This window comes from Streptomyces sp. AC512_CC834 (assembly GCF_019049325.1).
GTDB lineage: Bacteria > Actinomycetota > Actinomycetes > Streptomycetales > Streptomycetaceae > Streptomyces.
Genome location: NZ_JAGMUO010000055.1, coordinates 28,251 through 48,892, shown reverse-complemented (window position 1 = coordinate 48,892; position 20,642 = coordinate 28,251). Strand labels below are relative to the sequence as shown.

Genomic DNA, 20,642 nt, shown 5'->3' with positions numbered 1-20,642 from the left:
CGGGAGGTCGGCAGGTCTTCGGCTGTGCGGGTGGCGGGCGAGGGCGCGCGGGCAGTGCGCGTACGTCAACGCGCACATCGCGCCACTCCGCCCTGTCCGCTGCCGAGAGCACCGCTGCCGACGCGGCCGCCCTCCTTGGCGAACGTGGAGTAGACGTCGGGGGAGTTCATGTTCAGAAGTCCCATCCGTCGTCGTCTGCCGGGTCGTTGACGGGTTCGGGTGCGGCGAAGGACTCGCCTGCCATGCCGGCGGTGAGGGTCGTGCCGTCGCTGGGGTCGATGAGGATGAAGGACCCGGTGCGGCGGGAGTCGGCGTAGGAGTCGGCGGGCAGCGGCTCGGCGGTGCGGATCTTGACGCGGCCGATGTCGTTGGCGGCGAGCTGTCCGGGGTGGGGGTGCAGGGACAGGTCGTCGAGGGTGAGGCGGGCGGGGATGTCCTTGACGATGGCCTTGACGGTGCGGGTGCCGTGCTTGAGGAGCACGCGGTGGCCGACGGTGAGGGGGGCGTCGGCGACGTGGCAGACGGTGGCCTCGACGTCCTGGCTGGTGGCCGGGGCGTCCTGGCGGGGCACGATGAGGTCGCCGCGGGAGACGTCGATGTCGTCCTCCAGCAGCAGGGTGACCGACTGCGGCGTCCAGGCGGCGTCGACGGGTGTGCCGAGCAGGTCGATGCCGGAGACCTTCGAGGTGCGGCCCGAGGGCAGGACGGTGACCTCGTCGCCGATGCGGAAGGTGCCGGCGGCGATCTGGCCGGCGTAGCCGCGGTAGTCGGGGTGCTCGGCGGTGCGGGGCCGGATCACGTACTGCACGGGCAGCCGGGCGTGGCAGTGTGCGAGGTCGTGGCTGACCGGGACGGTCTCCAGGTGTTCCAGGACGGTGGGGCCGCCGTACCAGTCCATGACCGCGGAGGGTTCCACCACGTTGTCCCCGGCGAGGGCGGAGATGGGGATGGCGGTGACCTCGGGGACGCCCAGCTCGGTGGCGTAGGCGGTGAACTCCTTCGCGATGGCGGCGAAGACGGGTTCCCGGTAGTCGACCAGGTCCATTTTGTTGACGGCCAGGACGACGTGCGGGACGCGCAGCAGGGCGGCGATCGCGGCGTGCCGGCGGGTCTGCTCGACGACGCCGTTGCGGGCGTCGACGAGGATGACGGTCAGCTCGGCGGTGGAGGCGCCGGTGACCATGTTCCGGGTGTACTGCACGTGCCCGGGGGTGTCGGCCAGGATGAACCGGCGGCGCGGGGTGGCGAAGTAGCGGTAGGCCACGTCGATGGTGATGCCCTGCTCCCGCTCGGCGCGCAGGCCGTCGGTGAGCAGCGCGAGGTCGGGGGCGTCCTGGCCGCGGCTGGCGGAGGCGCGCTCGACGGCCTCCAACTGGTCGGTCAGCACCGACTTCGAGTCGTGCAGCAGACGCCCCACCAGCGTGGACTTGCCGTCGTCGACCGACCCGGCGGTGGCGAACCGCAGCAGGGTCGTCTCCGACAACTGCCAGGCTGCCAACGCCCCGGCGGGCTCGACGGACCCGGCGGACTCGACAGCGGTGTCGGGGCCGGTGGCGGGGCCGGTGGCGGGGCCGGTGGCGGGGCCGGTGGGCCGGGAGGGTTCGGTGGGTTCGGTGGTGCTGGTCATGGCTAGAAGTACCCCTCGCGCTTGCGGTCTTCCATCGCGGCCTCGGACATCTTGTCGTCGGCGCGGGTCGCGCCGCGCTCGGTGAGGCGGGAGACGGCGATCTCGGTGATCACCTTGGCGATGCTGTCGGCGTCGGAGTCGACGGCGCCGGTGCAGGACATGTCGCCGACGGTGCGGTAGCGCACCCGCCGCTTCTCGACACCCTCGCCGTCCTTGGGGCCGCCCCACTCACCGGCGGTCAGCCACATGCCGGAGCGGGCGAAGACCTCACGCTCGTGGGCGTAGTAGATGGCGGGCAGTTCGATGCCCTCGCGGGCGATGTACTGCCACACGTCCAGCTCGGTCCAGTTGGACAGCGGGAAGACGCGGACGTGTTCGCCGGGGGAGTGCCGGCCGTTGTAGAGGTTCCACAGTTCGGGGCGCTGGCGGCGCGGGTCCCACTGGGAGAACTCGTCGCGCAGCGAGAACACCCGCTCCTTGGCCCGCGCCTTCTCCTCGTCCCGCCGTCCGCCGCCGAAGACCGCGTCGAACTTCTCCGCCTGGATCTTCTCCGTCAGCGGCAGGGTCTGCAGCGGATTGCGGAGGCCGTCCGGGCGTTCCTTGAGCACACCGCGGTCGATGTAGTCCTGCACGGAGGCGACGTGCAGCCGCAGTCCGTGCCGGGCGACCGCGCGGTCGCGGTAGTCCAGGACCTCGGGGAAGTTGTGCCCGGTGTCCACATGCAGCAGCGAGAAGGGCACCGCGGCCGGGGCGAACGCCTTGAGCGCCAGGTGCAGCATCAGGATCGAGTCCTTGCCGCCGGAGAAGAGGATCACCGGCCGCTCGAACTCACCCGCCACCTCACGGAAGATGTGCACCGCCTCGGACTCGAGGGCGTCGAGGTGGGAGAGGGTGTACGGGCTGCCCGTACCCTCCTCCACCGTGGCGGCGGACGTCGTGGACGTCGTCATGCCAGTCCCCTTTCGGTGAGCAGGGCGTGGACCGCCGCGGCGGACTCCTGGACGGTCTGGTCCTGCGACTCGATGCGCAGGTCGGGCTTGACGGGCTCCTCGTACGGGTCGTCCACCCCGGTGAGCCCCGTCAGCTCACCCGCGGCCTGCTTGGCGTACAGGCCCTTCACGTCGCGCACCGAGCACACCTCGACCGGCGTGGCCACGTGCACCTCCACGTACGCCGTGCCGTTCGCCTCGTGGCGCTCACGCACCGCGTCCCGGCTGTCCGCGTACGGGGCGATCACCGGCACCAGCGCCGTGACGCCGTTGCGGGCGAGCAGCTCGGCCACGAAGCCGATGCGCTGCACGTTGGTGTGCCGGTCCGCGCGGCCGAAGCCGAGACCGGCCGACAGGAACTCGCGGATCTCGTCGCCGTCGAGGAGCTCGACGCGTCGGCCCTCCTCGCGCAGGCGGTCGGCCAGCTCGCGGGCGATGGTGGTCTTGCCGGCGCTGGGCAGCCCCGTGAGCCAGACGGTGGCTCCGGTCGTCACGTGGTTCTCCCTGGATCTCGATGGTCCGGATGTCGTCGGTGTGGTGGTCGTCGGTCCGGCGGTCGTCGTCATGTCAGCCGTGCAGTCCGCACTCGGTCTTGGAGCGGCCCGCCCAGCGTCCGGCGCGGGCGTCCTCGCCCTCCAGCACACGACGGGTGCAGGGCGCGCAGCCCACGGAGGCATAGCCGTCCATCAGCAGCGGGTTGGTGAGAACGCCGTGCTCGGTGACGTACGTTTCCACATCTTCCTGTGACCATTTGGCGATGGGGGAAATCTTCACCTTGCCCCGGTTCTCGTCCCAGCCGACGACCGGAGTGTTCGCCCGGGTCGGGGACTCGTCGCGGCGCAGCCCGGTCGCCCAGGCCTGGTAGCCCTTCAGGCCCTCCTCCAGCGGCTTCACCTTGCGCAGCGCGCAGCACAGGTCGGGGTCGCGGTCGTGCAGCCTCGGCCCGTACTCGGCGTCCTGCTCGGCGACCGTCTGGCGCGGGGTGAGCGTGATGACGTTCACGTCCATCACGGCCTCGACCGCGTCCCGGGTGCCGATGGTCTCCGGGAAGTGGTAGCCGGTGTCGAGGAACACCACGTCCACGCCGGGCAGGGCGCGGGAGGCGAGGTGGGCGACGACCGCGTCCTCCATCGAGGAGGTCACGCAGAAACGGCTGCCGAAGGTGTCGGCGGCCCAGCGGAGGATCTCCAGTGCGGAGGCGTCCTCCAGCTCACGGCCCGCCCGCTCGGCGAGGGTCTTGAGGTCCTCGGTCGTACGCTCTTCCTGAACCGCGGTCATGTCGGTTCCCCTCCCGTGGGATTGGGCTGAAGCCCCCGGGCCAGCAGCCCGACGAACTTCAACTGGAATGCGCGGTTGCACGCCGCGCATTCCCAGGCGCCGTGGCCCTGCTCACCCGGACGCAGGTCCTCGTCGCCGCAGTAGGGGCAGTAGAAGGGTGCGGCGCGCTCCGTCACGACAGGGCCTCCTCGGAGGCGCGGGCCGCCCAGGTGGCGAAGCGCTCGCCGTCCTCCCGCTCGGCCCGGTAGCGCGTCAGGACGCGCTCCACGTAGTCCGGCAGCTCCTCCGCCGTCACCTTCAGGCCGCGCACCTTGCGGCCGAAGCCGGGTTCCAGGCCCAGTGCGCCGCCCAGGTGCACCTGGTATCCCTCGACCTGCTCGCCCCGCTCGTCGAGCATGAGCTGGCCCTTGAGACCGATGTCCGCGGTCTGGATGCGGGCGCAGGCGTTCGGGCAGCCGTTGAGGTTGATGGTGAGGGGCTCGTCGAAGTCCGGGAGGCGGCGCTCCAGCTCGTCGATCAGAGCGGAGCCGCGGGCCTTGGTCTCGACGATGGCGAGCTTGCAGAACTCGATGCCGGTGCAGGCCATGGTGCCGCGCCGGAAGGTGGAGGGGCGGGCGGTGAGGTCGAGCGCCTCCAGGGACTCCACCAGGGAGTCGACCCGGCCCTCCTCGACATCAAGGACGATCATCTTCTGTTCGACGGTGGTGCGGACGCGCTGCGAGCCGTGTGCCTCGGCCAGTTCGGCGACCTTGGTCAGGATCGTGCCGTCCACGCGGCCCACGCGCGGGGCGAAGCCGACGTAGTAGCGGCCGTCGCGCTGCCGGTGCACGCCGATGTGGTCGCGCCAGCGGCTGGTGGGCTCGGCCGGCGCCGGGCCGTCGGTCAGCTTCCGCTTCAGGTACTCGTCCTCAAGGACCTGGCGGAACTTCTCCGCGCCCCAGTCGGCGACCAGGAACTTCAGGCGGGCGCGGTTGCGCAGCCGCCGGTAGCCGTAGTCGCGGAAGATGGAGATGACGCCCTCGTAGACGTCCGGGACGTCCTCGATCGGCACCCAGGCGTTCAGGCGCACGCCCAGCTTGGGGTTGGTGGACAGCCCGCCGCCGACCCAGAGGTCGAAGCCCGGCCCGTGCTCGGGGTGCTCGACGCCGACGAACGCCACGTCGTTGATCTCGTGCACCACGTCAAGGACCGGCGACCCGGAGATCGCGGTCTTGAACTTGCGGGGGAGGTTCGAGTACGCCGGGTTGTTCAGGACCCGGCGCTTCATCTCCTCGAGCGCCGGCGTGCCGTCGATGATCTCGTCCTCGGCGATGCCCGCGACCGGGGAGCCGATCATCACGCGGGGCGTGTCGCCGCAGGCGGTGACCGTGGACAGGCCGACGCCCTCCAGGCGGTTCCAGATCTCGGGCACGTCCTCGATCCGGATCCAGTGGTACTGGACGTTCTGCCGGTCGGTGATGTCGGCCGTGCCGCGCGCGAACTCCTGCGAGATCTCGCCGATGACGCGCAGTTGCGCGGTGGTCAGCGCGCCGCCGTCGATACGGACGCGCATCATGAAGTAGCTGTCGTCCAGCTCCTCCGGCTCCAGAATCGCCGTCTTGCCGCCGTCGATCCCCTGGCGGCGCTGGGTGTAGAGCCCCCACCAGCGCATCCGGCCGCGCAGGTCGCCGGGGTCGATCGAGTCGAAACCGCGCTTGGAGTAGATCGTCTCAATACGTGTCCGAACGTTGAGACCGTCGTCGTCCTTCTTGGCCTGCTCGTTCCCGTTGAGCGGGGTGAAGTGCCCGGCCGCCCACTGGCCCTCACCGCGGTGACGGCTCACCTTGCGGCGTGGGGTCGCGGCAGCAGGCTTGGGTGGGGTGGCGGTCATCGTTTTGACACGTCCTTCGGGACAGGCGGAAAGCGGCTCTGACCTGCGCGCATGGGCGCATGGCGTACGGGAGGCATACGTGCGCGTCATTGCGCGGGAATCAGGCGAATGCGGGGAATCCGGAAGGGCTGGAGGGTGCTCTCAGCGGCCCGGACAGATGGCGCTGGACATGCGGCCGAGGTCGACGTGCCGCCGACTCACCAAGGCAATTCCAGTTCCAGGCATGACGGAAGCGTGGCACGGCGGTCTGGAGCAGGTCCAGCTTAATCCAAGATGCGGACACCCTTGTCCCGTAGAGTGAGACAAGGGTGTCGTTGGTCACACGGCCGAAAACAGACGTGTCGACGCAGGTCAGGAAGGGAAAGCCCCCGGCCACGGCCCCGGAGTGGCCACTTCCGCTTCTTCCTCCACCTTGGTGTCGAACAGGTGGAACCCGCGGCGCTGGTAGTTGTCCATCGCGTACGCGCCGTCCTTGCTGCACGTGTGCAGCCACACACGCTTCGTCGTGGCCAGCCCCGGCCAGCGCTCCGCCAGGTCCCACGCGCGGGCGGTGCCGTACGAGAGGAGGTGGCCGCCGATGCGCCGGCCCCGGAACGCCGGGATCAGGCCGAAGTACTCGATCTCCACGACCCCGTCGTCGCCGGGCGTCAGCTCCACGTACCCGGCGGGCGTGCCGTGGTCGTGGGCGACCCAGGTCTCCACGCCGGGCCGCTCCAGGTGCTCCCGCCACCGCGCGTGGCTCCAGCCGAGCCGGTCCGTCCAGCGGATGTCGCCGCCGACCGAGGCGTACAGGAACCGGCTGAACTCGGGGGAGGGAACCTCGGAGCGGACGATCCGGACGTCCCCCTCCGGCGCGGCGGCCGGCAGCAGATCGGTGGGCGCCGTCTGCTCCAGGGACCACGTGGTCACGGCGATGTTGGTCATGCCGGTCAGGGAATCATCCGCCTCGCGGATCTGTCGATCCCCGCCCGTACGGGCCCGTCACCCGGACCCCGTCACCCGTGCCCGTCAGTCGAGCGCGTCCTCGATCGACGTCAGGGGCAGCGCGAACAGCATGCGGCCCGACTGCGACCAGACCTCGCCGGTCTGCGCCCAGTACGACAGGGAGCCCGCCTCTCCGCTCCAGCACCGCTGCGACCGGTCCGCCCCGCACTCCGTGGCCCGGGCGCCCTCCGAGTCCTGGCGCCACAGGGTGCCGCGCCCGTCCTGTCCACCGGCCGCGCGCCCCAGGTACCAGTCGGAGCCCGCCGTGCCGGGCCGGCGGTGCGACAGCACGCCGCCGACCTCGGCGGCCCCGGTCTCGTACGCCTCCACCGCGTCCACCTGCCCGGCGGAGTCGGTGACCGGCAGTCCGGTGCGATCGGGGTCCGTGCCCGTGCGCAGCGCGTAGCGCCACAGCCGGGTGGGGCGGTCGCTGTCCGCGTCGACCCGTTCGCTCGCCACCAGGCTGTCGGGGGACGTGCCCCGGTCCAGGGAGATCGCGCCGGGCCGGGCGGCGTCGTCGGTGTCGGGGAGCCGGTAGGAGGCGACGGCGGGCAGCACGTAGCGGTGGCCGTTCGCCGCCCAGCCCCCGGGCACCCGGCCGACGGCGTTCGCCGTGGTGGTGGCCCGCTGGATCCGTTCCACGTCGTACACGTACAGCGCGTCGCGGTCCCCGGCGCCGGTGGTGACCAGCAGCTTGTCCTGGTACCAGACCATGCCGGTGACGGGGGAGGCGAGCCCCCGGTAGTCGTGGCCGCCGTCGACCGGTACGGCGAGGAGCGCCGAGGTGTAGCCGAGGTGGGCGGGGTCGTCGGCGTCGACGAAGGAGACCCGGGCGAGGCCGCCCTCGGGCGTGTCGTCGTCGCGGGACCAGGCGGAGAGGATGACGCGGTGGGTGCCCCAGCGGCCGTCCTCGTCGGCGTCCCCGGAGGTGGTGACCGCGCCGGGGCGCCAGCCCTCGGTGTCGGCGTCGTCCCAGCAGTAGGCGCGGGTGGCGGCGGGGAAGACCGGCAGGGCCTCCCGCTCCCCGGCCGTGCAGTCGGCGGAGTCACGCAGTGTGTGGTCGGCGGAGTCGAGGACGGCGTCGACGCCCACCGGTTCGCCCATCGCGGCGGAGAGCCGGTCGAGCCAGGGGCGCGGTACGCGGTGTTCCGTCAGCCGCAGCGCGTCGGTCTCGGTGGCGGAGGTGAGGGGTTTGAGGGCGCCGGGGTCGTCGGCGACCGTGGCCTGCGAGGCGCTGATCAGCGTGGCGGCGCCGGTCAGCGCGAGAGCCGCGCCGGTCAGGGCCGCGCGCAGCGCCCTGCCCCGTCTGCGCCGGCGGTGTCTGCCGCGCTGCTGCATAGAACCTCCACGAGCACCGGTCCAACTGCGCTCGACGGTGGTCGCGTTGACCGAGGAGCGGATGGGGCGGTCCGTAGACGATGCTACGACAGACGGGCGGGTCGGCGGACGCGGACGATGCAATTATGCGAAATCAACCCGTCTTTACGGCCATCCGTGGCGCCCGGGACGGGCCGTGACGGGCACCAGCCCTCCGCCGGGGCCCCGGGCGGGCGTCAGGGCGCCCGGGACGCGCCGGGACGGGCACCCGCCCTCCGGCGGGGCCCCGGGCGGGCGTCAGGGGGCCCGGGACGCGCCGGGACGGGCACCCGCCCTCCGCCGGGACCCTGGGCGGGTGCCGGGGAGCCCGGGAACGCGCCGCGACGGGCACCCTGCCCTCCGCCGGGGCCCGGCCGGGCGCCGGGGGCCCGGGCGGGGCCCGGCGGGTGTCCGGCCGGGCGGGGACCCATGCCGCGTACGTCCCGTGGCACCGGCGCCCTGCGCCCCACGGCCCCACGCCCTGCGTCCCACGCCCCACACCCGGCGCCCGGCGTAGGGAGAGCGGCGGGAGGCTCGGCGCGACGAAGGCCCGGGCGGGAGGGCCCGGGCGCCGTGGATGTGGGCGAACGCCCCCGCCCTAACGGCCCCGCCCTTACGGCACCCCGCCCTTACCGCACCCCCGTCGACGCGCGGCCGTCCATCACCGCCGGTGCCGTCGAGTGGGGGAGCAGGTCGCGGGGGTCGGGAGGCAGGAGGATCTCGACCTCGGCGTCTTCGCAGAAACGATACGGCCGGTGTTCCAAGTAGGCCCCGAGATACCTGCGGACCCGCGACATCTCGGCCCGGACCGTCACCGTGCGGGCCGGGTCGCCGAACATGTCCCCGGCCAGCCCGGCCGCGCTGCGACCACCCCGGTGCACCGCCAGCAGGTACAGCAACTCCGCGTGCCGGGGACTCAGTTCCCGGGCCCAGTCCTCCGCGCCCCCCAGCACCCGTACCGACCAGCGGCGCGGCTGCCCGAGGTCCAGCACGATCCGGGTGGCACCCTGCGGCACCGGTTCGGCGGCGGCCCGCACCAACCAGCCCTCGGCAAGCGGCTCCACGGTGCACGCCCCGAGCACCGGCAGCCACCGTGCCCCCGCCTCCGGCGACTTGGGCAGCACCACCCGCTCCAGGTACGGCATCCCCGTCACCGCCGCCGTCCAGCCGTCCCGGTCCGCCACCAGCGCCCGCCCCGCAAGCCGGGCCAGCACCGGCGCGGCCACCGCCCGCAGCCGCTCCAACGACTGCGTGTGCAACTCCCGCAGCCTGGCCTCGGCGAGCTTGGCCACCGAGTCGACCCAGGCGAGCGTCGCCGGATGCATCGTCTCCAGCGGCCCGCTCACGTCGACCACGCCGAGCAGCAGCCCGCTGCGCGGGTCGGTGATGGGCGCCCCGGCACAGGTCCAGGTCGCCTGGGACCGTACGAAGTGCTCCGAGGCGAAGACCTGGACGGGCCGCCGGGTGACCGCGGGCGTCCCCACGCCGTTGGTGCCGACCACCTCCTCCCGCCAGTCCGCGCCCAGTTCGAACCCGAGCCCGTCGGCCCTGCGCAGCACCGGCGCGCTGCCCTCCCGCCACAGCACCCGGCCGTCGTCGTCGGCGACCACCATGATGTGGTGGGCCACGTCCGCGACCGACAGCAGCGCCTCCCGCAGCACCGGCAGCACATGCCGCAGCTCCGAGGACTCGCGCCGCCGCCGTACCTCCTCGGGGGACAGCAGCCCGGAGCGGAAGTCGTGCTCCGGATCGACGCCGCCGCGCAGCATCCGCTCCCAGGACTGCTCGATCACCGGACGCGGCGCCACCGGAGCCCGCCCGCCCGAGAGTCTCGCCGAGCGGACCTCGCTGAGCATCCGGGCCGCACGCGCCGTGTCGACGGCGGCGAACTGCGTCACGTCCATCGGCGAGAGCGCCACGGGTCCTCGTCCTTCCGGAAGCCGAATGTTCGTCTCATAGTGACCGGTTGCCCGGGCCACGAGGACACAGTCCGCACACAGCCGACCGCAAGTTGCAACCCCCTGCAACCCTGGTGGACGGACCTGCAGGTGTCCAAACTTGAACTACGCCGTCCCGAGCGGCGTACGCGGCCTGAACGGGCCCGTGTGGCGGGGGTGGTGCCGTGTCGGCGCAGCACCACCCCCGCGCCACGCGGCGGGATCAGGCCACCGGCCGGGCCCGCTCCACCACCGACGCCAGGTCCAGCGTGGGCGGCAGCGTGCCGAAGGCCGCGCCCCCGTCGCCGCCCAGCCGCGAGGCGCAGAACGCGTCGGCCACCTCCGGCGGCGCGTACCGGACCAGCAGCGCGCCCTGGAACACCAGCGCCAGCCGCTCCACAAGACGCCGCGCCCGCCCCTCGGCGGCCTCCAGGTCGGCCAGTTCCGTCAGCAGCCCCCGGATCGCCCCGTCCAGCCGGTGATCGGCGCCGCGCGCCCGGCCCACCTCCGTCAGATACGCGTCCAGTGCCTGCGGCTCCCGTCCCAGCGCCCGCAGCACGTCCAGCGCCTGCACGTTCCCGGCGCCCTCCCAGATCGAGTTCAGCGGCGACTCGCGCACCAGCCGGGGCAGGCCCGACTCCTCCACGTACCCGTTGCCGCCCAGGCACTCGGCCGCCTCCACCGCCACCGGCGCACACCGCTTGGTCACCCAGTACTTGGCCGCCGGCACCACCAGCCGCAGCAGCGCCCGCTCCCCCTCGTCACCGGCCTGGGCCGCGTCGTACGCCGCCGCCAGCCGCAGCGCCGGCGTGGTCGCCGCCTCCGACTCCAGCGCGAGGTCCGCGAGGACGTTGCGCATCAGCGGCTTGTCGACCAGCTTCCCGCCGAACGCCTCGCGGTACGCGCAGTGGTGCACCGCCTGCGTCACCGCCTGCCGCATCAGCCCCGCCGAACCCAGCACGCAGTCGAGCCGGGTCGCCGCCACCATGTCGATGATCGTGGGCACCCCGCGCCCCTCCTCGCCGACCCGGCGCGCCCAGGTCCCGGCGAACTCGACCTCGGCGGAGGCGTTGGACCGGTTGCCCAGCTTGTCCTTGAGCCGCTGGATCAGGAAGACGTTGCGGGTGCCGTCGGCGAGCACGCGCGGCACCAGGAAGCAGGTCAGCCCTCCCGGCGCCCGCGCCAGCACCAGGAAACCGTCCGACATCGGCGCCGAGCAGAACCACTTGTGCCCGGTCAGCTCGTACGTCCCGTCCTCGGCCAGCGGCCGCGCAGAGGTGGTGTTCGCCCGTACGTCGCTGCCGCCCTGCTTCTCCGTCATGCCCATCCCGAACAGCGCCCCGGCCTTCAGGTGCGCGGGCCGCAGCTCCCGGTCGTACACGCGGGAGGTCAGCCGCGGCTCCCACTCGGCGGCCAGGTCCGGGTCGGTGCGCAGGGCCGGCACCGCGGCGTGGGTCATCGACAGCGGACAGCAGTTGCCCGCGTCCACCTGGGTCCACATGAGGAAACCGGCCGCGCGCCGCACATGCCCGCCCGGCCGGGACCAGGCGTCGGTCAGACCCGCCGAGACGCCCTTGCCCAGCAGCCGGTGCCAGGCCGGGTGGAAGTCGACCTCGTCGACGCGGTGGCCGTAGCGGTCGTGGGTGCGCAGGACCGGCGGATTGTCGTTGGCCCGCGCGCCCCACTCCTGGGTCTGGAGCGAGCCGCAACCGCGGCCGAGGCCCGACAGCTCCGCGAGCGCCTCCGTACGCAGCCGAGGGGCCAGGTGCCGCTCGACCGCCTCCGTCAGGGCCCGGTCGGCGGTGAAGACGTCGTAGCCGGTCAGCGGCGGCGCCTGATTCGTCACGGTGTGGGTACTGCCTGCCATGAACGTGAACCTACCGTGCCGTGCGCCCGCGGCGAGCCGGGACGGAACCGTGGACGTCCGCGGACCGTCCGCGGATGAGCGCCACCCCCCGCGGCGGATACCTTTAGGGCGTGCAGCCAGCAAGTGAATCCCCCGAACGGCCCCCGGGCCGGCTCCACCGCGCCCGGGTTCTGTACCGGAACGTCTCCAAACGCAGGACCGCCTGGCTGCTGCTCAAGGACACGGTCAACTCGTGCATGGAGTACCGCATCCTCGGCCTGGCCGCCGAGGCCGCGTTCTTCACCCTGCTCTCGGTGCCGCCCCTGCTGCTGAGCCTCCTCGGACTGCTCGGCTACGTCGACTCCTGGATCGGCTCCGACACCACCGAGAGCCTGCGCGACAACATCCTGGACGCCTCCCGCGCGGTGCTCTCCGAGAAGGGCGTCAAGCAGATCACCGAGCCGATCCTGGACGACGTGATGAAGGGCGGCCGGCCCGACGTCATCTCCATCGGCTTCCTGTTCGCCCTGTGGTCGGGCTCCCGCGCGGTGAACGTCTTCATCGACACCATCACCGTGATGTACGGCCTCGACGGCGTCCGGGGCATCGTCAGGACCCGCCTGATGGCCTTCCTGCTGTTCATCGTCGCGCTGCTGATCGGGTCGATCGCGCTGCCGTTGATGGTGGCGGGACCGGACGCCGTGGTGCGGATCGTGCCCTGGTCGACGACGGTCGTACAGGTGCTGTACTGGCCGGTCGTGATCATCCTGTCGGTGGCGTTCCTGACCACGCTGTACCACGTGTCCGTGCCCGTGCGCTCCCCGTGGATCGAGGACATCCCCGGCGCGCTGGTCGCCCTCGCCATGTGGGTGTTCGGCAGCTTCCTGCTGCGCATCTACCTCACCAACACGGTCGAGGGCCCCACCATCTACGGCTCCCTGGCCGCGCCCGTCGCCGTGCTGCTGTGGATCGGCGTGTCCGCGTTCGCGGTGCTCGTCGGCGCCGCCGTCAACGCCGCCATCGACCGGGTGTGGCCGGCCGCCGCGACCGCCGCGGCCCGCGAGGCCAACGAGCGGCTGCGCCAGGCCCAGGTCGCCGAGTACGTGGCCCGCACCTCCGCCGCCGCCGGCGACAGCGACCCCGACATGCCCTCCGAGTTCCCGGAACGCTGGTCCCGCTTCCTGCCCCCCGAGGACGTCACGGCCCGCCTGCGCACCCACGCGAAGAACCCACCACCCACCACCCACAACAACAACCACAACAATCACAACAACCACGGCCACAACCACGACAAGCCCGAGGCCTCGTAACCGTTCGCCGAACGGCTCGCTCGCATGCGCGTGCGTCTACGCTGTGCCGTCATGGACGCACTCGCCGGCCTGCTGGAGGGCCCCCGGGCACGTGGCGCGTTCATGATCCGCGCCTGTTTCGACCCGCCGTGGGCCGTACGCGTCGAGGACCGGGCGCCGCTGACGGTGATGCTGATGGTCCGGGGCGACGCCTGGGTCGTGCCGGACACGGGGGAGCGGCTGCGGCTGCGGGCCGGGGACCTGGCCATCGCGCGCGGCCCCGACCCGTACACCTGTGCGGACGACCCCGGCACCGCCCCGCAGGCGGTCATCCTGCCGGGCGGCGCGTGCGGCTATCCCGACGGACGCCCCCTCAACGGCTCGATGGACCTCGGCGTACGCACCTGGGGCGACCGCCCCGACGGCGAGGCCGCCCTGCTCATCGGCACCTACCTGGTGCGGGGCGAGATCGGCGGCCGGCTGCTCGACGCCCTGCCCCCACTGCTGTCCCTCACCTCCGACGCGTGGGACAACAACTCCCTCACGCCCCTGCTGACGGCAGAGGTCACGCGGGACGAACCGGGCCAGGAGGTCGTCCTGGACCGGCTCCTCGACCTGCTGGTCATCGCCGCGCTGCGGGCCTGGTTCGCCGGTCCGTCGGCCGAGACGCCCGCCTGGTACCGGGCCCTGGGCGACCCGGTCGTCGGCCGGGTGCTGCGGCTGCTCCAGGACGACCCGGCGCACCCCTGGACGGTCGCGTCCCTCGCCGCCAAGGCCGGGGTCTCCCGCGCCGCGCTCGCCCGGCGCTTCACCGACCTCGTGGGCGAACCCCCCATGGGGTACCTCACCGGCTGGCGCCTCGCCCTCGCCGCCGACCGGCTGCGCGACACCGAGGACACCCTCGGCGCGATCGCCCGCCAGGTCGGCTACGGCAGCGCCTTCGCCCTGTCCACCGCCTTCAAACGGGTGTACGGCGTCAGCCCGCAGGAGTACCGGACCCCGGCGTAACCTGGCACGCGTGTACGCGGAACGGGCGTCCCGGCTGGCCGGCGCGGTGGTGTGGACCAACACCCCGAGCGAGCCCGGCCCCGGCAGGGTCCTGCCCGACGGCTGCATGGACCTGCTCTGGTACGACGGCCGGCTGCTGGTCGCGGGCCCCGACACCCGCGCGTACGTCACCGAAGGCGCCCCCGGCCGCTGGGCGGGCGTCCGCTTCTACCCCGGCACCGCACCCGCCCTCCTCGAAGTCCCCGCCGACGCACTGCGCGACCGGCGCGTCGACCTCACCGACCTCTGGCCGGCCGCGCGGGCACGACGCCTGGCCGCCCGCGTGAACGCGGCCCCCGACCCGGCGACCGGCCTGGAGGAGGCCGCGCTGTCCAGGGCCGCCGACGCCGAACCCCCCGACCCGCTGCTGCACCGCGTCGTGGCCGCCCTCGACGCGGGCCGCCCGGTCGCCGCCACCGCCGACGAACTCGGCATCGGCGCCCGCCGGCTGCACCGCCGCTGCCTGGCCGCCTTCGGCTACGGCCCCAAGACGCTGGCCCGCGTACTGCGGCTGCAACGCGCCCTCGCCCTGGCCCGCGACGGCACGCCCCTCGCCGAGACGGCCGCCCGGACCGGTTTCGCGGACCAGGCGCATCTGGCGCGGGACGTGCGCGACTTGGCGGGCACGACGCTACTCGCGCTCTTGCGCGGCTAGTGGCGCGAACAGGTCGACGCCGTGGCCGTCGGGGTCGCCCAGCACGGCGTACCGCTGCCCCCAGGGGGCGTCCCAGGGCTCGCGCTCGCCCTTGCAGCCTGCGCCCGTCAGCTCCGCGTAGAACGCGTCGACCTCGGCGGGCGTGTCGCACAGCAGGGCGAGCGAGTGCCGCCCGCCGCCGGCCGGCGGCTGCCACCCGGGGGTGAAGGAACGGATGGACTCCTCGGTGTCCAGCAGCAGCCGGATCCCGCCCGGCAACTCGGCCTCGGCGTGCGGCTGCCCCTCGGAACCGTCGGAGCCCTCGGAACCCTCGGGGAAGGCGAAGCCGAGCCTGCGGTAGAAGGCCACGGAGGCGGCCATGTCGGAGACGATGAGGCTGATGGCGTTGAATCGTGCGGTCATGGCGCCACCGTAGGCAGGGCGTACGGCCCCGGTCTTGAAGAAAACGGACACCGGGGACGTCGTCTCGCCCCCGTGCCTCAGAAGCCCCTCAAGTCCCTTGCAACCCACCGGCCGCCGCACCGACCATGGCTCCATGTTCGGACGCGGCAGACAACCGGAACTCAACGTCCTCGTCCTGCGCGACGCCGACGTCATCGCCCACGGCATCCGTCAGGCGCTCGCGGAGGCGACGCCCGAGGAGCGGCCCGGACTGGAACGCGCCGCCGCGCTGGTCGACCGGGCCGCCGCGGCCTCCGACGCGGAACTGCGCGCCCGCTGGGTCCACGAACGCTTCGCCATGGCCGGCTACGAGGGCCCCGCCGACTCCGTCCGGGCGGTCAAGGTGCTGCGCGAAGCGGCGCCGGGACTCGGCCTGGTGCAGGCCGTCGAGCTGACGAAGGACGCCGCGGCACACCACCCGTAGGGCCGCCCTGGGCGATGTGCGGCGCTGCCGTGCTCGCCCGCTCCACCAGCCGGGTCGAGAGTTCCGTGCGGGTGCTCTCCGGGCGGTGGCCGTCCATCATGAGCAGCAGCAGGCGCAGCGCGGTGGCCGCCATCTCCGACAGCGGCTGGCGGACCGTGGTCAGGGCGGGGGTCACCCAGCGGGCCTCGGGCAGGTCGTCGAAGCCGACCACGCTCATGTCCCGGGGCACCGTCAGCCCCCGCTCGCCCAGTGCCTCGTACGCGCCGAGGGCCATCGCGTCCGAGCAGACGAACACCGCCGTCGGCGGCACGGGCAGGTCCAGCAGCTCCCGCATGCGGCGGCGGGCCGCGGCCCGGTCGAAACCGGCGTGGCGGACGTACTCGGGACGGTGGCGCACCCCCGCCGAGGCGAGGGCGGAGCGATACCCGGCGACCCGCGCGTCGCCGCACAGCGTGCGTCGCCGGCCGGCGACGACGGCGATGCGTTCGTGCCCCAGGCGCAGCAGGTGCTCGGTCGCCGTCACCCCGCCCTGCCAGTTCGCCGCGCCCACCGACGCCACGCCGGGCGGCGGTTCCACGGCCGGGTCGATCATCACGTAGGGGATGCGGTGCTGCCCCAGCCAGGCGTGCTGCGCGGCGGTCAGCCCGGCCAGGTTGAACAGCACCCCGGACGTGCCGCGTACGACGAACCTGTCCAGCAGGCCGCCCGCCGGACGCGGTTCTTCCTGCGGCCCGGACCTGGGCCGGTTCAGGTCCGCCGAGACCACGACCTCGAGGCCCGCGCCGTACGCCGCCTCCTCCACCCCGTGCAGCACCGCGCCCGACCGGGAACGCTCCAGGGAGTGCACGACGAGGTCGACCAGCCGCGGGGCCCGTGCGGTGTCGAAGCGGGGCCGGCGGACATAGCCGAGGCGGTCCAGTGCCTCCGCGACCCGGCGGCGGGTCTCGGGCGCCACGTCCTCGCGCCCGTTGACCACCTTGGACGCGGTCGGCACCGAGACCCCGGCCTCCCGGGCCACCACCGCCAGCGTCGGCCCGGCCGACGTGCTCGCACTCGCCGTACGGACCATCGGTCGACCACCTCTCCGGCCTCCCCGGCACCCGGGGATAGAAAGCGCTTCCTATCCTAGGTTCGCCGCGACCCGGCGGGAAGAGCGGGGAGGGGGCAGAGGGAAGAGGCAGGGGGAAGAGGCAGGGGGAAGAGGCAGGGGGAGCAGACAGGGAGGAGACCAGGCAGGAGGCAGGGAAGTGCCGGCTACCCGGTGAAGGTGGCGACGGAGTCCAGCCCGGCCTGCCGCAGCGTCCGGTGCACGGCCGGGCGGGCACCCCGGACGGTGAGCGCCTCCGGTGCCGGCGTCCGGGTGACCGTCCGCAGCAGCGCGTACGCGCACGCCAGATCGATGTGCTCCAGGTCGCCCATCTCCAGGACCAACGCCCCGGGCTGCCGCAGCCGGGGCTCGAGGAGGAGTTCTTCCAGCAGACCCAGGGCGGGTGCGTCCAGCGTTCCGGAGAAGTTCAGCACGGCGTGCTGCCCGTCGGCCTCGGCGATCCTTACGGGTGCGTTCTGACCGGAGTGATGAGGGTCGACGGTCACGACAGCCTCCTCGGTGGCGCGTCACGGGCGTACGTGCTTCCCATTGTCCCCCAGCGGTCACAAGTGGGGCGGCCCGGAATAGATCCGGGCCCCGGGACGCTCTGACATGAGCGGTGCAACTGTGCGGCGAAGGGCTGGTGGCGGAGATGGCAGGCCAGACGAACCCCGTGGTGAGCACTCCTCACGGGGCTGTACGCGGCAGGTACGAGCACGCGGTCGCCGTGTTCCGGGGCATCCCCTACGCGGCGCCCCCCTCCGGCCCCCGCCGGTTCCGCCCGCCCCTGCCGCCCGAGCCCTGGGGCGGAGTGCGCGACGCGGGTTCCTTCGGCCCGACAGCACCGAAACCGCCGTACTCCGAGGCCTTCGCCCAGTACCTCTCCGACCCGGACGTCCCCGGCGACGACTGCCTCAACCTCAACGTCTGGACCCCCGAGCCGGGCCCCGGCGCCCGCCTGCCGGTCCTGGTCTGGCTCCACGGCGGCGCCCTGACCAGGGGTTCCTCCGCCGTCCCCGTCTACGACGGCCACACCTTCGCCCGCGACGGCGTGGTGTGCGTCTCGATCAACTACCGGCTGGGTGTGGAGGGCTACGGACTGTTCCCGGACGCCCCCGCCAACGCCGGCCTGCGCGACCAGATCGCCGCCCTCCAGTGGGTACGCGAGTCCATCGCGGCCTTCGGCGGCGACCCCGACCGGGTCACCGTCGCCGGCCAGTCCGCCGGTGCCATCAGCACCGGCGCCCTCCTCGCCGCGCCGCGCGCCCAGGGCCTGTTCCGGCGGGCCGTGCTCCAGAGCGGCGCCCCCGAGGCCGCCGACCGCGACAAGGTACGGCGCGTCGTCCGCCGTATGGCCTCCCGCCTCAGGATCCCCGCCACCGCCGAGGCGTTCGCCGCCGCCGACCGCGCTCAGTTGCTGCGGGCCCAGGCCGAGGTGGGGCGGTTCAGCAGCCCCGTACTCGGCGGACCCGGGTTCGGCCTCGTCGTCGACGGCGACGTGCTGACCCGCGATCCGCTGGAGGCGCTCGTCGACGGCGACGCGGCACCGGGCGTCGACCTGATGATGGGCTGGACCCGGGACGAGTACCGGCTCTGGCTGGTCCCCGGTGGCCTCCTCGAACGCGTCGACCGGCTCGGCGCGGTGGCCCTCGCGGGCGCGCGTGCCCGCTGCCACTGCGGCAACGAGGTGGTACGCGGCTACCGTGCGCTGCGTCCCGACGCGGGGGCCGCCGAGACGGTGGGCCAACTGGTCACCGACCACCTGCTCCGACTCCCGCTGCACCGCGTGGCCGACGCGCGCCCGGGATCGTCGTACGTCTACGAGTTCGCCTGGCCGTCCAACCTGCCCGACCTCGGCGCCTGCCACGCCCTGGAGCTGGGCTTCGTCTTCGACTCCGGAGACACGCCTGATTCGCGCAGGCTCGCGGGCGAGGGGGCTCCGCAGTCGCTGGCCGACGCCATGCACGGGGCGTGGGTGCGGTTCGTGGAGTCCGGAGACCCCGGGTGGGAGGCCTGGGACGCCACGCATCCCGTGCGGGTCTTCGGCGACGGTGCGCCCCGTACGGCCTACGGCCCGCTCGACGCCGAGTTCGATCTGTGGAAGGCCGACGTCACCACGCGAGGAACGCGGACCAGGCGGCTGGTGCGACGGTGACGTGGGGGGCCGTGCCCTCGGGGGACTTGGAGTCGCGGATGTGGATGGCGGTGGGGAGCGTGGCGACTTCTACGCAGTTGCCGCCTTCGTCGCCGCTGTAGCTGGACTTGCGCCAGTCGTAGGCGACTTCGATGCAGTTGCCGCCGTCGCTGCCGCTGTAGCTCGACTTGAACCACTGAAGTGCGCTGCCGCTCATTGGTCTCCTAGCAGACGGTCCAGAAGGTCCCTCGTGTCCTCGAGTGTGAGGGCTTGTGACCGCAGCATCGCACACCTCTGCGTAAGGATGGCCACCTCGTCGGGAGCAGCGATCAGTTGGCTGCCCCGTTGTGTCTCAGTGTAGGCAAGCCGCTGATGATCGGGTGTCTCAAGCAGCACGAACGGCCCGTCGAGTGCCGCATGCGCGGTGCGTGCCAGGGGCAAGACTTGCACAGCGAGGTTGGGGAGTTCGGAGGACTCTCGCAGGTGGCGGATCTGTTCCAGGAACACCGCTTTGCCGCCCAAGTGGTCTCGCAATACGGCCTCCCAGACGACAAAGCAGGTGATGGGCGGCTCCTTGCGATGGAAGAGTGCCTGGCGTTCGACGCGGGCCGCCACGTGCCGTTCGATCTCGTCCTCATCAAGGGCGGGGATGCGGCTGTGGAACACGGCTCGGGCGTAGCCCTCGCTCTGAAGCAGACCGGGCAGCACTTGGTTCTCGTAGGAGGAGATGACGATGGCCTCCTGCTCCTGATCCAGGTACTCCTCCGCCCACAACGGAACCAGATCGACCTCGGGCATTCTGCTCAAGGCAACTGACAACGCCCCCTTCGTCTCCAGGAGTTCGTCGAGCTGCTCGGCGAGATCGGATTTCAGTGGGCGTCTGCCCTGCTCGATCGAGGCGATCTGCTGCTCGCCGATGACGAACCGCTCGCCCAGTGACCTCTGGGTGTGCCCGGCGGCCTGGCGGTAGAGGGCGAGCAGCGCACCCACCATCTTCATCGCGGAGGCGTTCCTCCGTGTAGTCGTGCCCATGAGGTCGAACTCCCCACTCGGTCGCGTACTTTCACCATCGCGCACCCGTACAGACCGGTCGTACTGCCATGCGCACTGTCTCATCATGACCACGGAGCGTGACTCTCGTCACGTGAACAGTGAAACTCCACCCTCGTCCCCACGTGAGCGCTTCTACCGCCGTGAGCGCCAGTCCGTTCCCGCCGCGCGGGTGTTCGCACGAGAGGTGCTCGCCGACTGGGGTGTGCGCGGGCGCGCGGACGACGTGGTGCTGTGCGTCAGCGAACTGGCGACCAACGCGCTGGTGCACGGCGTGCCGCCCGGCCGGGGCTTCCTGCTGCGGCTGCTGTCCTGCGGGGACGGCGTACGCGTCGAGGTGCACGACAGCGGGGACGGCGTACCGGCCGTGCCCCTGGACCCCGGCGAGTCGGACGAAGGCGGGCGCGGGCTGCTGCTGGTGTCGGAACTGGCGGACAAGTGGGGCGTGGCGGAGCGGGAGCCCGGCAAGGTCGTGTGGTTTGAGGTGGGTGGTGCATAGGGAGTTGGAGGAGTGGGCGTGGGGCCGCCCGCTTCTTGGCCAGTGTCGTGCTTCCGCGACCCGCGTCAAGGGCGCTCCGCTGTCGCTGCGCGTCGCCTTCGGCGATGCCCCTTCGGGTCACCCTTGACT

22 protein-coding genes are annotated in these 20,642 nt (G+C 72.7%); 6 read left to right on the top strand and 16 right to left on the bottom strand.

Annotated elements, in window-relative coordinates:
* Positions 1–172: 172 nt before the first annotated feature.
* From KUM40_RS20465 to KUM40_RS20420, 11 genes are all read right to left on the bottom strand, one after another.
* Complete coding sequence (locus KUM40_RS20465) at positions 173–1,627, bottom strand: sulfate adenylyltransferase subunit 1 (protein WP_254395396.1); 1,455 nt, start codon at positions 1,625–1,627, stop codon at positions 173–175.
* A gap of 2 nt (positions 1,628–1,629) precedes the next feature.
* Positions 1,630–2,577: a sulfate adenylyltransferase subunit CysD gene (cysD, locus tag KUM40_RS20460; RefSeq protein WP_217167462.1), complete on the bottom strand. Its 948-nt coding sequence runs from the start codon at positions 2,575–2,577 to the stop codon at positions 1,630–1,632.
* Complete coding sequence (cysC, locus tag KUM40_RS20455) at positions 2,574–3,182, bottom strand: adenylyl-sulfate kinase (protein ID WP_217167461.1); 609 nt, start codon at positions 3,180–3,182, stop codon at positions 2,574–2,576. The genes cysD and cysC overlap by 4 nt, the downstream gene beginning before the upstream one ends.
* Before the next feature lies 1 nt (position 3,183).
* The gene (locus KUM40_RS20450) at positions 3,184–3,894 is read right to left on the bottom strand and encodes a phosphoadenylyl-sulfate reductase (protein ID WP_217167460.1); all 711 of its coding nucleotides are present in this window, start codon (positions 3,892–3,894) and stop codon (positions 3,184–3,186) included.
* Positions 3,891–4,070 (bottom strand): hypothetical protein, encoded by a 180-nt coding sequence (locus tag KUM40_RS20445; protein ID WP_217167459.1) that lies wholly within the window; start codon positions 4,068–4,070, stop codon positions 3,891–3,893. Before KUM40_RS20445 ends, KUM40_RS20450 begins: the two co-directional genes overlap by 4 nt.
* Positions 4,067–5,764 carry a sulfite reductase SirA gene (gene sirA, locus KUM40_RS20440; RefSeq protein WP_217167458.1) on the bottom strand — a complete coding sequence of 566 codons (1,698 nt, stop codon included), beginning with the start codon at positions 5,762–5,764 and terminating at the stop codon, positions 4,067–4,069. Before sirA ends, KUM40_RS20445 begins: the two co-directional genes overlap by 4 nt.
* 141 nt (positions 5,765–5,905) lie before the next feature.
* On the bottom strand, positions 5,906–5,989 hold the full coding sequence (locus KUM40_RS42685) for a putative leader peptide (protein ID WP_309475039.1): 84 nt from the start codon (positions 5,987–5,989) through the stop codon (positions 5,906–5,908).
* A gap of 126 nt (positions 5,990–6,115) precedes the next feature.
* On the bottom strand, positions 6,116–6,688 hold the full coding sequence (locus KUM40_RS20435) for a GNAT family N-acetyltransferase (protein ID WP_217167457.1): 573 nt from the start codon (positions 6,686–6,688) through the stop codon (positions 6,116–6,118).
* 84 nt (positions 6,689–6,772) lie between these two features.
* Positions 6,773–8,086 carry a hypothetical protein gene (locus KUM40_RS20430; protein WP_217167456.1) on the bottom strand — a complete coding sequence of 438 codons (1,314 nt, stop codon included), beginning with the start codon at positions 8,084–8,086 and terminating at the stop codon, positions 6,773–6,775.
* 647 nt (positions 8,087–8,733) lie between these two features.
* Positions 8,734–10,023 carry a GAF domain-containing protein gene (locus KUM40_RS20425; protein WP_217167455.1) on the bottom strand — a complete coding sequence of 430 codons (1,290 nt, stop codon included), beginning with the start codon at positions 10,021–10,023 and terminating at the stop codon, positions 8,734–8,736.
* 241 nt (positions 10,024–10,264) lie between these two features.
* Positions 10,265–11,908 carry an acyl-CoA dehydrogenase family protein gene (locus KUM40_RS20420; RefSeq protein ID WP_217167454.1) on the bottom strand — a complete coding sequence of 548 codons (1,644 nt, stop codon included), beginning with the start codon at positions 11,906–11,908 and terminating at the stop codon, positions 10,265–10,267.
* A gap of 110 nt (positions 11,909–12,018) precedes the next feature.
* On the opposite strand from KUM40_RS20420, the gene KUM40_RS20415 reads away from it, so the two are divergent.
* The 3 genes from KUM40_RS20415 to KUM40_RS20405 are packed head-to-tail and all read left to right on the top strand — an operon-like array spanning position 12,019 to position 14,878.
* Positions 12,019–13,197 (top strand): YihY/virulence factor BrkB family protein, encoded by a 1,179-nt coding sequence (locus tag KUM40_RS20415; RefSeq protein ID WP_217167453.1) that lies wholly within the window; start codon positions 12,019–12,021, stop codon positions 13,195–13,197.
* A 51-nt stretch (positions 13,198–13,248) separates the two neighbouring features.
* Positions 13,249–14,184: an AraC family transcriptional regulator gene (locus KUM40_RS20410; RefSeq protein WP_217167452.1), complete on the top strand. Its 936-nt coding sequence runs from the start codon at positions 13,249–13,251 to the stop codon at positions 14,182–14,184.
* Positions 14,185–14,194: 10 nt separating this feature from the next.
* Positions 14,195–14,878, top strand: coding sequence for a helix-turn-helix domain-containing protein (locus KUM40_RS20405; protein WP_217167451.1), 684 nt, complete (start codon positions 14,195–14,197; stop codon positions 14,876–14,878).
* Here the strand turns inward: KUM40_RS20405 and KUM40_RS20400 are convergent.
* Positions 14,855–15,280 carry a VOC family protein gene (locus KUM40_RS20400; protein ID WP_217167450.1) on the bottom strand — a complete coding sequence of 142 codons (426 nt, stop codon included), beginning with the start codon at positions 15,278–15,280 and terminating at the stop codon, positions 14,855–14,857. The two genes, KUM40_RS20405 and KUM40_RS20400, sit on opposite strands and share 24 nt — an antisense overlap.
* 133 nt (positions 15,281–15,413) lie before the next feature.
* Between KUM40_RS20400 and KUM40_RS20395 the strand changes: the two genes are divergently transcribed.
* On the top strand, positions 15,414–15,743 hold the full coding sequence (locus KUM40_RS20395; protein WP_217167449.1) for a hypothetical protein: 330 nt from the start codon (positions 15,414–15,416) through the stop codon (positions 15,741–15,743).
* Here the strand turns inward: KUM40_RS20395 and KUM40_RS20390 are convergent.
* Complete coding sequence (locus tag KUM40_RS20390; protein WP_217167448.1) at positions 15,658–16,812, bottom strand: LacI family DNA-binding transcriptional regulator; 1,155 nt, start codon at positions 16,810–16,812, stop codon at positions 15,658–15,660. The genes KUM40_RS20395 and KUM40_RS20390 overlap by 86 nt on opposite strands.
* 185 nt (positions 16,813–16,997) lie before the next feature.
* Entirely contained in the window at positions 16,998–17,336 is a 339-nt protein-coding gene (locus KUM40_RS20385; protein WP_217167447.1) for an STAS domain-containing protein, read from the bottom strand.
* A 146-nt stretch (positions 17,337–17,482) separates the two neighbouring features.
* On the opposite strand from KUM40_RS20385, the gene KUM40_RS20380 reads away from it, so the two are divergent.
* Positions 17,483–18,985 (top strand): carboxylesterase/lipase family protein, encoded by a 1,503-nt coding sequence (locus KUM40_RS20380; protein WP_217167446.1) that lies wholly within the window; start codon positions 17,483–17,485, stop codon positions 18,983–18,985.
* On the opposite strand, the gene KUM40_RS20375 is transcribed toward KUM40_RS20380, so the two are convergent.
* Together KUM40_RS20375 and KUM40_RS20370 are read right to left on the bottom strand one after the other, a co-directional pair.
* Positions 18,942–19,181 carry a DUF397 domain-containing protein gene (locus KUM40_RS20375; protein WP_217167445.1) on the bottom strand — a complete coding sequence of 80 codons (240 nt, stop codon included), beginning with the start codon at positions 19,179–19,181 and terminating at the stop codon, positions 18,942–18,944. The genes KUM40_RS20380 and KUM40_RS20375 overlap by 44 nt on opposite strands.
* Positions 19,178–19,996, bottom strand: a complete 819-nt coding sequence (locus KUM40_RS20370; protein WP_217167444.1) for a helix-turn-helix transcriptional regulator — start codon at positions 19,994–19,996, stop codon at positions 19,178–19,180. Before KUM40_RS20370 ends, KUM40_RS20375 begins: the two co-directional genes overlap by 4 nt.
* 112 nt (positions 19,997–20,108) lie before the next feature.
* Here KUM40_RS20370 and KUM40_RS20365 point away from each other — a divergent pair, with 112 nt between their 5' ends.
* Complete coding sequence (locus KUM40_RS20365) at positions 20,109–20,513, top strand: ATP-binding protein (protein ID WP_374227401.1); 405 nt, start codon at positions 20,109–20,111, stop codon at positions 20,511–20,513.
* Positions 20,514–20,642: the final 129 nt, after the last annotated feature.

Coding starts and splice junctions, on each gene's coding strand:
- KUM40_RS20465 (WP_254395396.1), bottom strand. CDS start 1,627: ATGACCAGCACCACCGAACCCACCGAACCCTCCCGGCCCACCGGCCCC.
- cysD (WP_217167462.1), bottom strand. CDS start 2,577: ATGACGACGTCCACGACGTCCGCCGCCACGGTGGAGGAGGGTACGGGC.
- cysC (WP_217167461.1), bottom strand. CDS start 3,182: ATGACGACGACCGCCGGACCGACGACCACCACACCGACGACATCCGGA.
- KUM40_RS20450 (WP_217167460.1), bottom strand. CDS start 3,894: ATGACCGCGGTTCAGGAAGAGCGTACGACCGAGGACCTCAAGACCCTC.
- sirA (WP_217167458.1), bottom strand. CDS start 5,764: ATGACCGCCACCCCACCCAAGCCTGCTGCCGCGACCCCACGCCGCAAG.
- KUM40_RS42685 (WP_309475039.1), bottom strand. CDS start 5,989: ATGCCTGGAACTGGAATTGCCTTGGTGAGTCGGCGGCACGTCGACCTC.
- KUM40_RS20435 (WP_217167457.1), bottom strand. CDS start 6,688: ATGACCAACATCGCCGTGACCACGTGGTCCCTGGAGCAGACGGCGCCC.
- KUM40_RS20430 (WP_217167456.1), bottom strand. CDS start 8,086: ATGCAGCAGCGCGGCAGACACCGCCGGCGCAGACGGGGCAGGGCGCTG.
- KUM40_RS20420 (WP_217167454.1), bottom strand. CDS start 11,908: ATGGCAGGCAGTACCCACACCGTGACGAATCAGGCGCCGCCGCTGACC.
- KUM40_RS20410 (WP_217167452.1), top strand. CDS start 13,249: ATGGACGCACTCGCCGGCCTGCTGGAGGGCCCCCGGGCACGTGGCGCG.
- KUM40_RS20400 (WP_217167450.1), bottom strand. CDS start 15,280: ATGACCGCACGATTCAACGCCATCAGCCTCATCGTCTCCGACATGGCC.
- KUM40_RS20395 (WP_217167449.1), top strand. CDS start 15,414: ATGTTCGGACGCGGCAGACAACCGGAACTCAACGTCCTCGTCCTGCGC.
- KUM40_RS20390 (WP_217167448.1), bottom strand. CDS start 16,812: ATGGTCCGTACGGCGAGTGCGAGCACGTCGGCCGGGCCGACGCTGGCG.
- KUM40_RS20380 (WP_217167446.1), top strand. CDS start 17,483: ATGGCAGGCCAGACGAACCCCGTGGTGAGCACTCCTCACGGGGCTGTA.
- KUM40_RS20375 (WP_217167445.1), bottom strand. CDS start 19,181: ATGAGCGGCAGCGCACTTCAGTGGTTCAAGTCGAGCTACAGCGGCAGC.
- KUM40_RS20370 (WP_217167444.1), bottom strand. CDS start 19,996: ATGGGCACGACTACACGGAGGAACGCCTCCGCGATGAAGATGGTGGGT.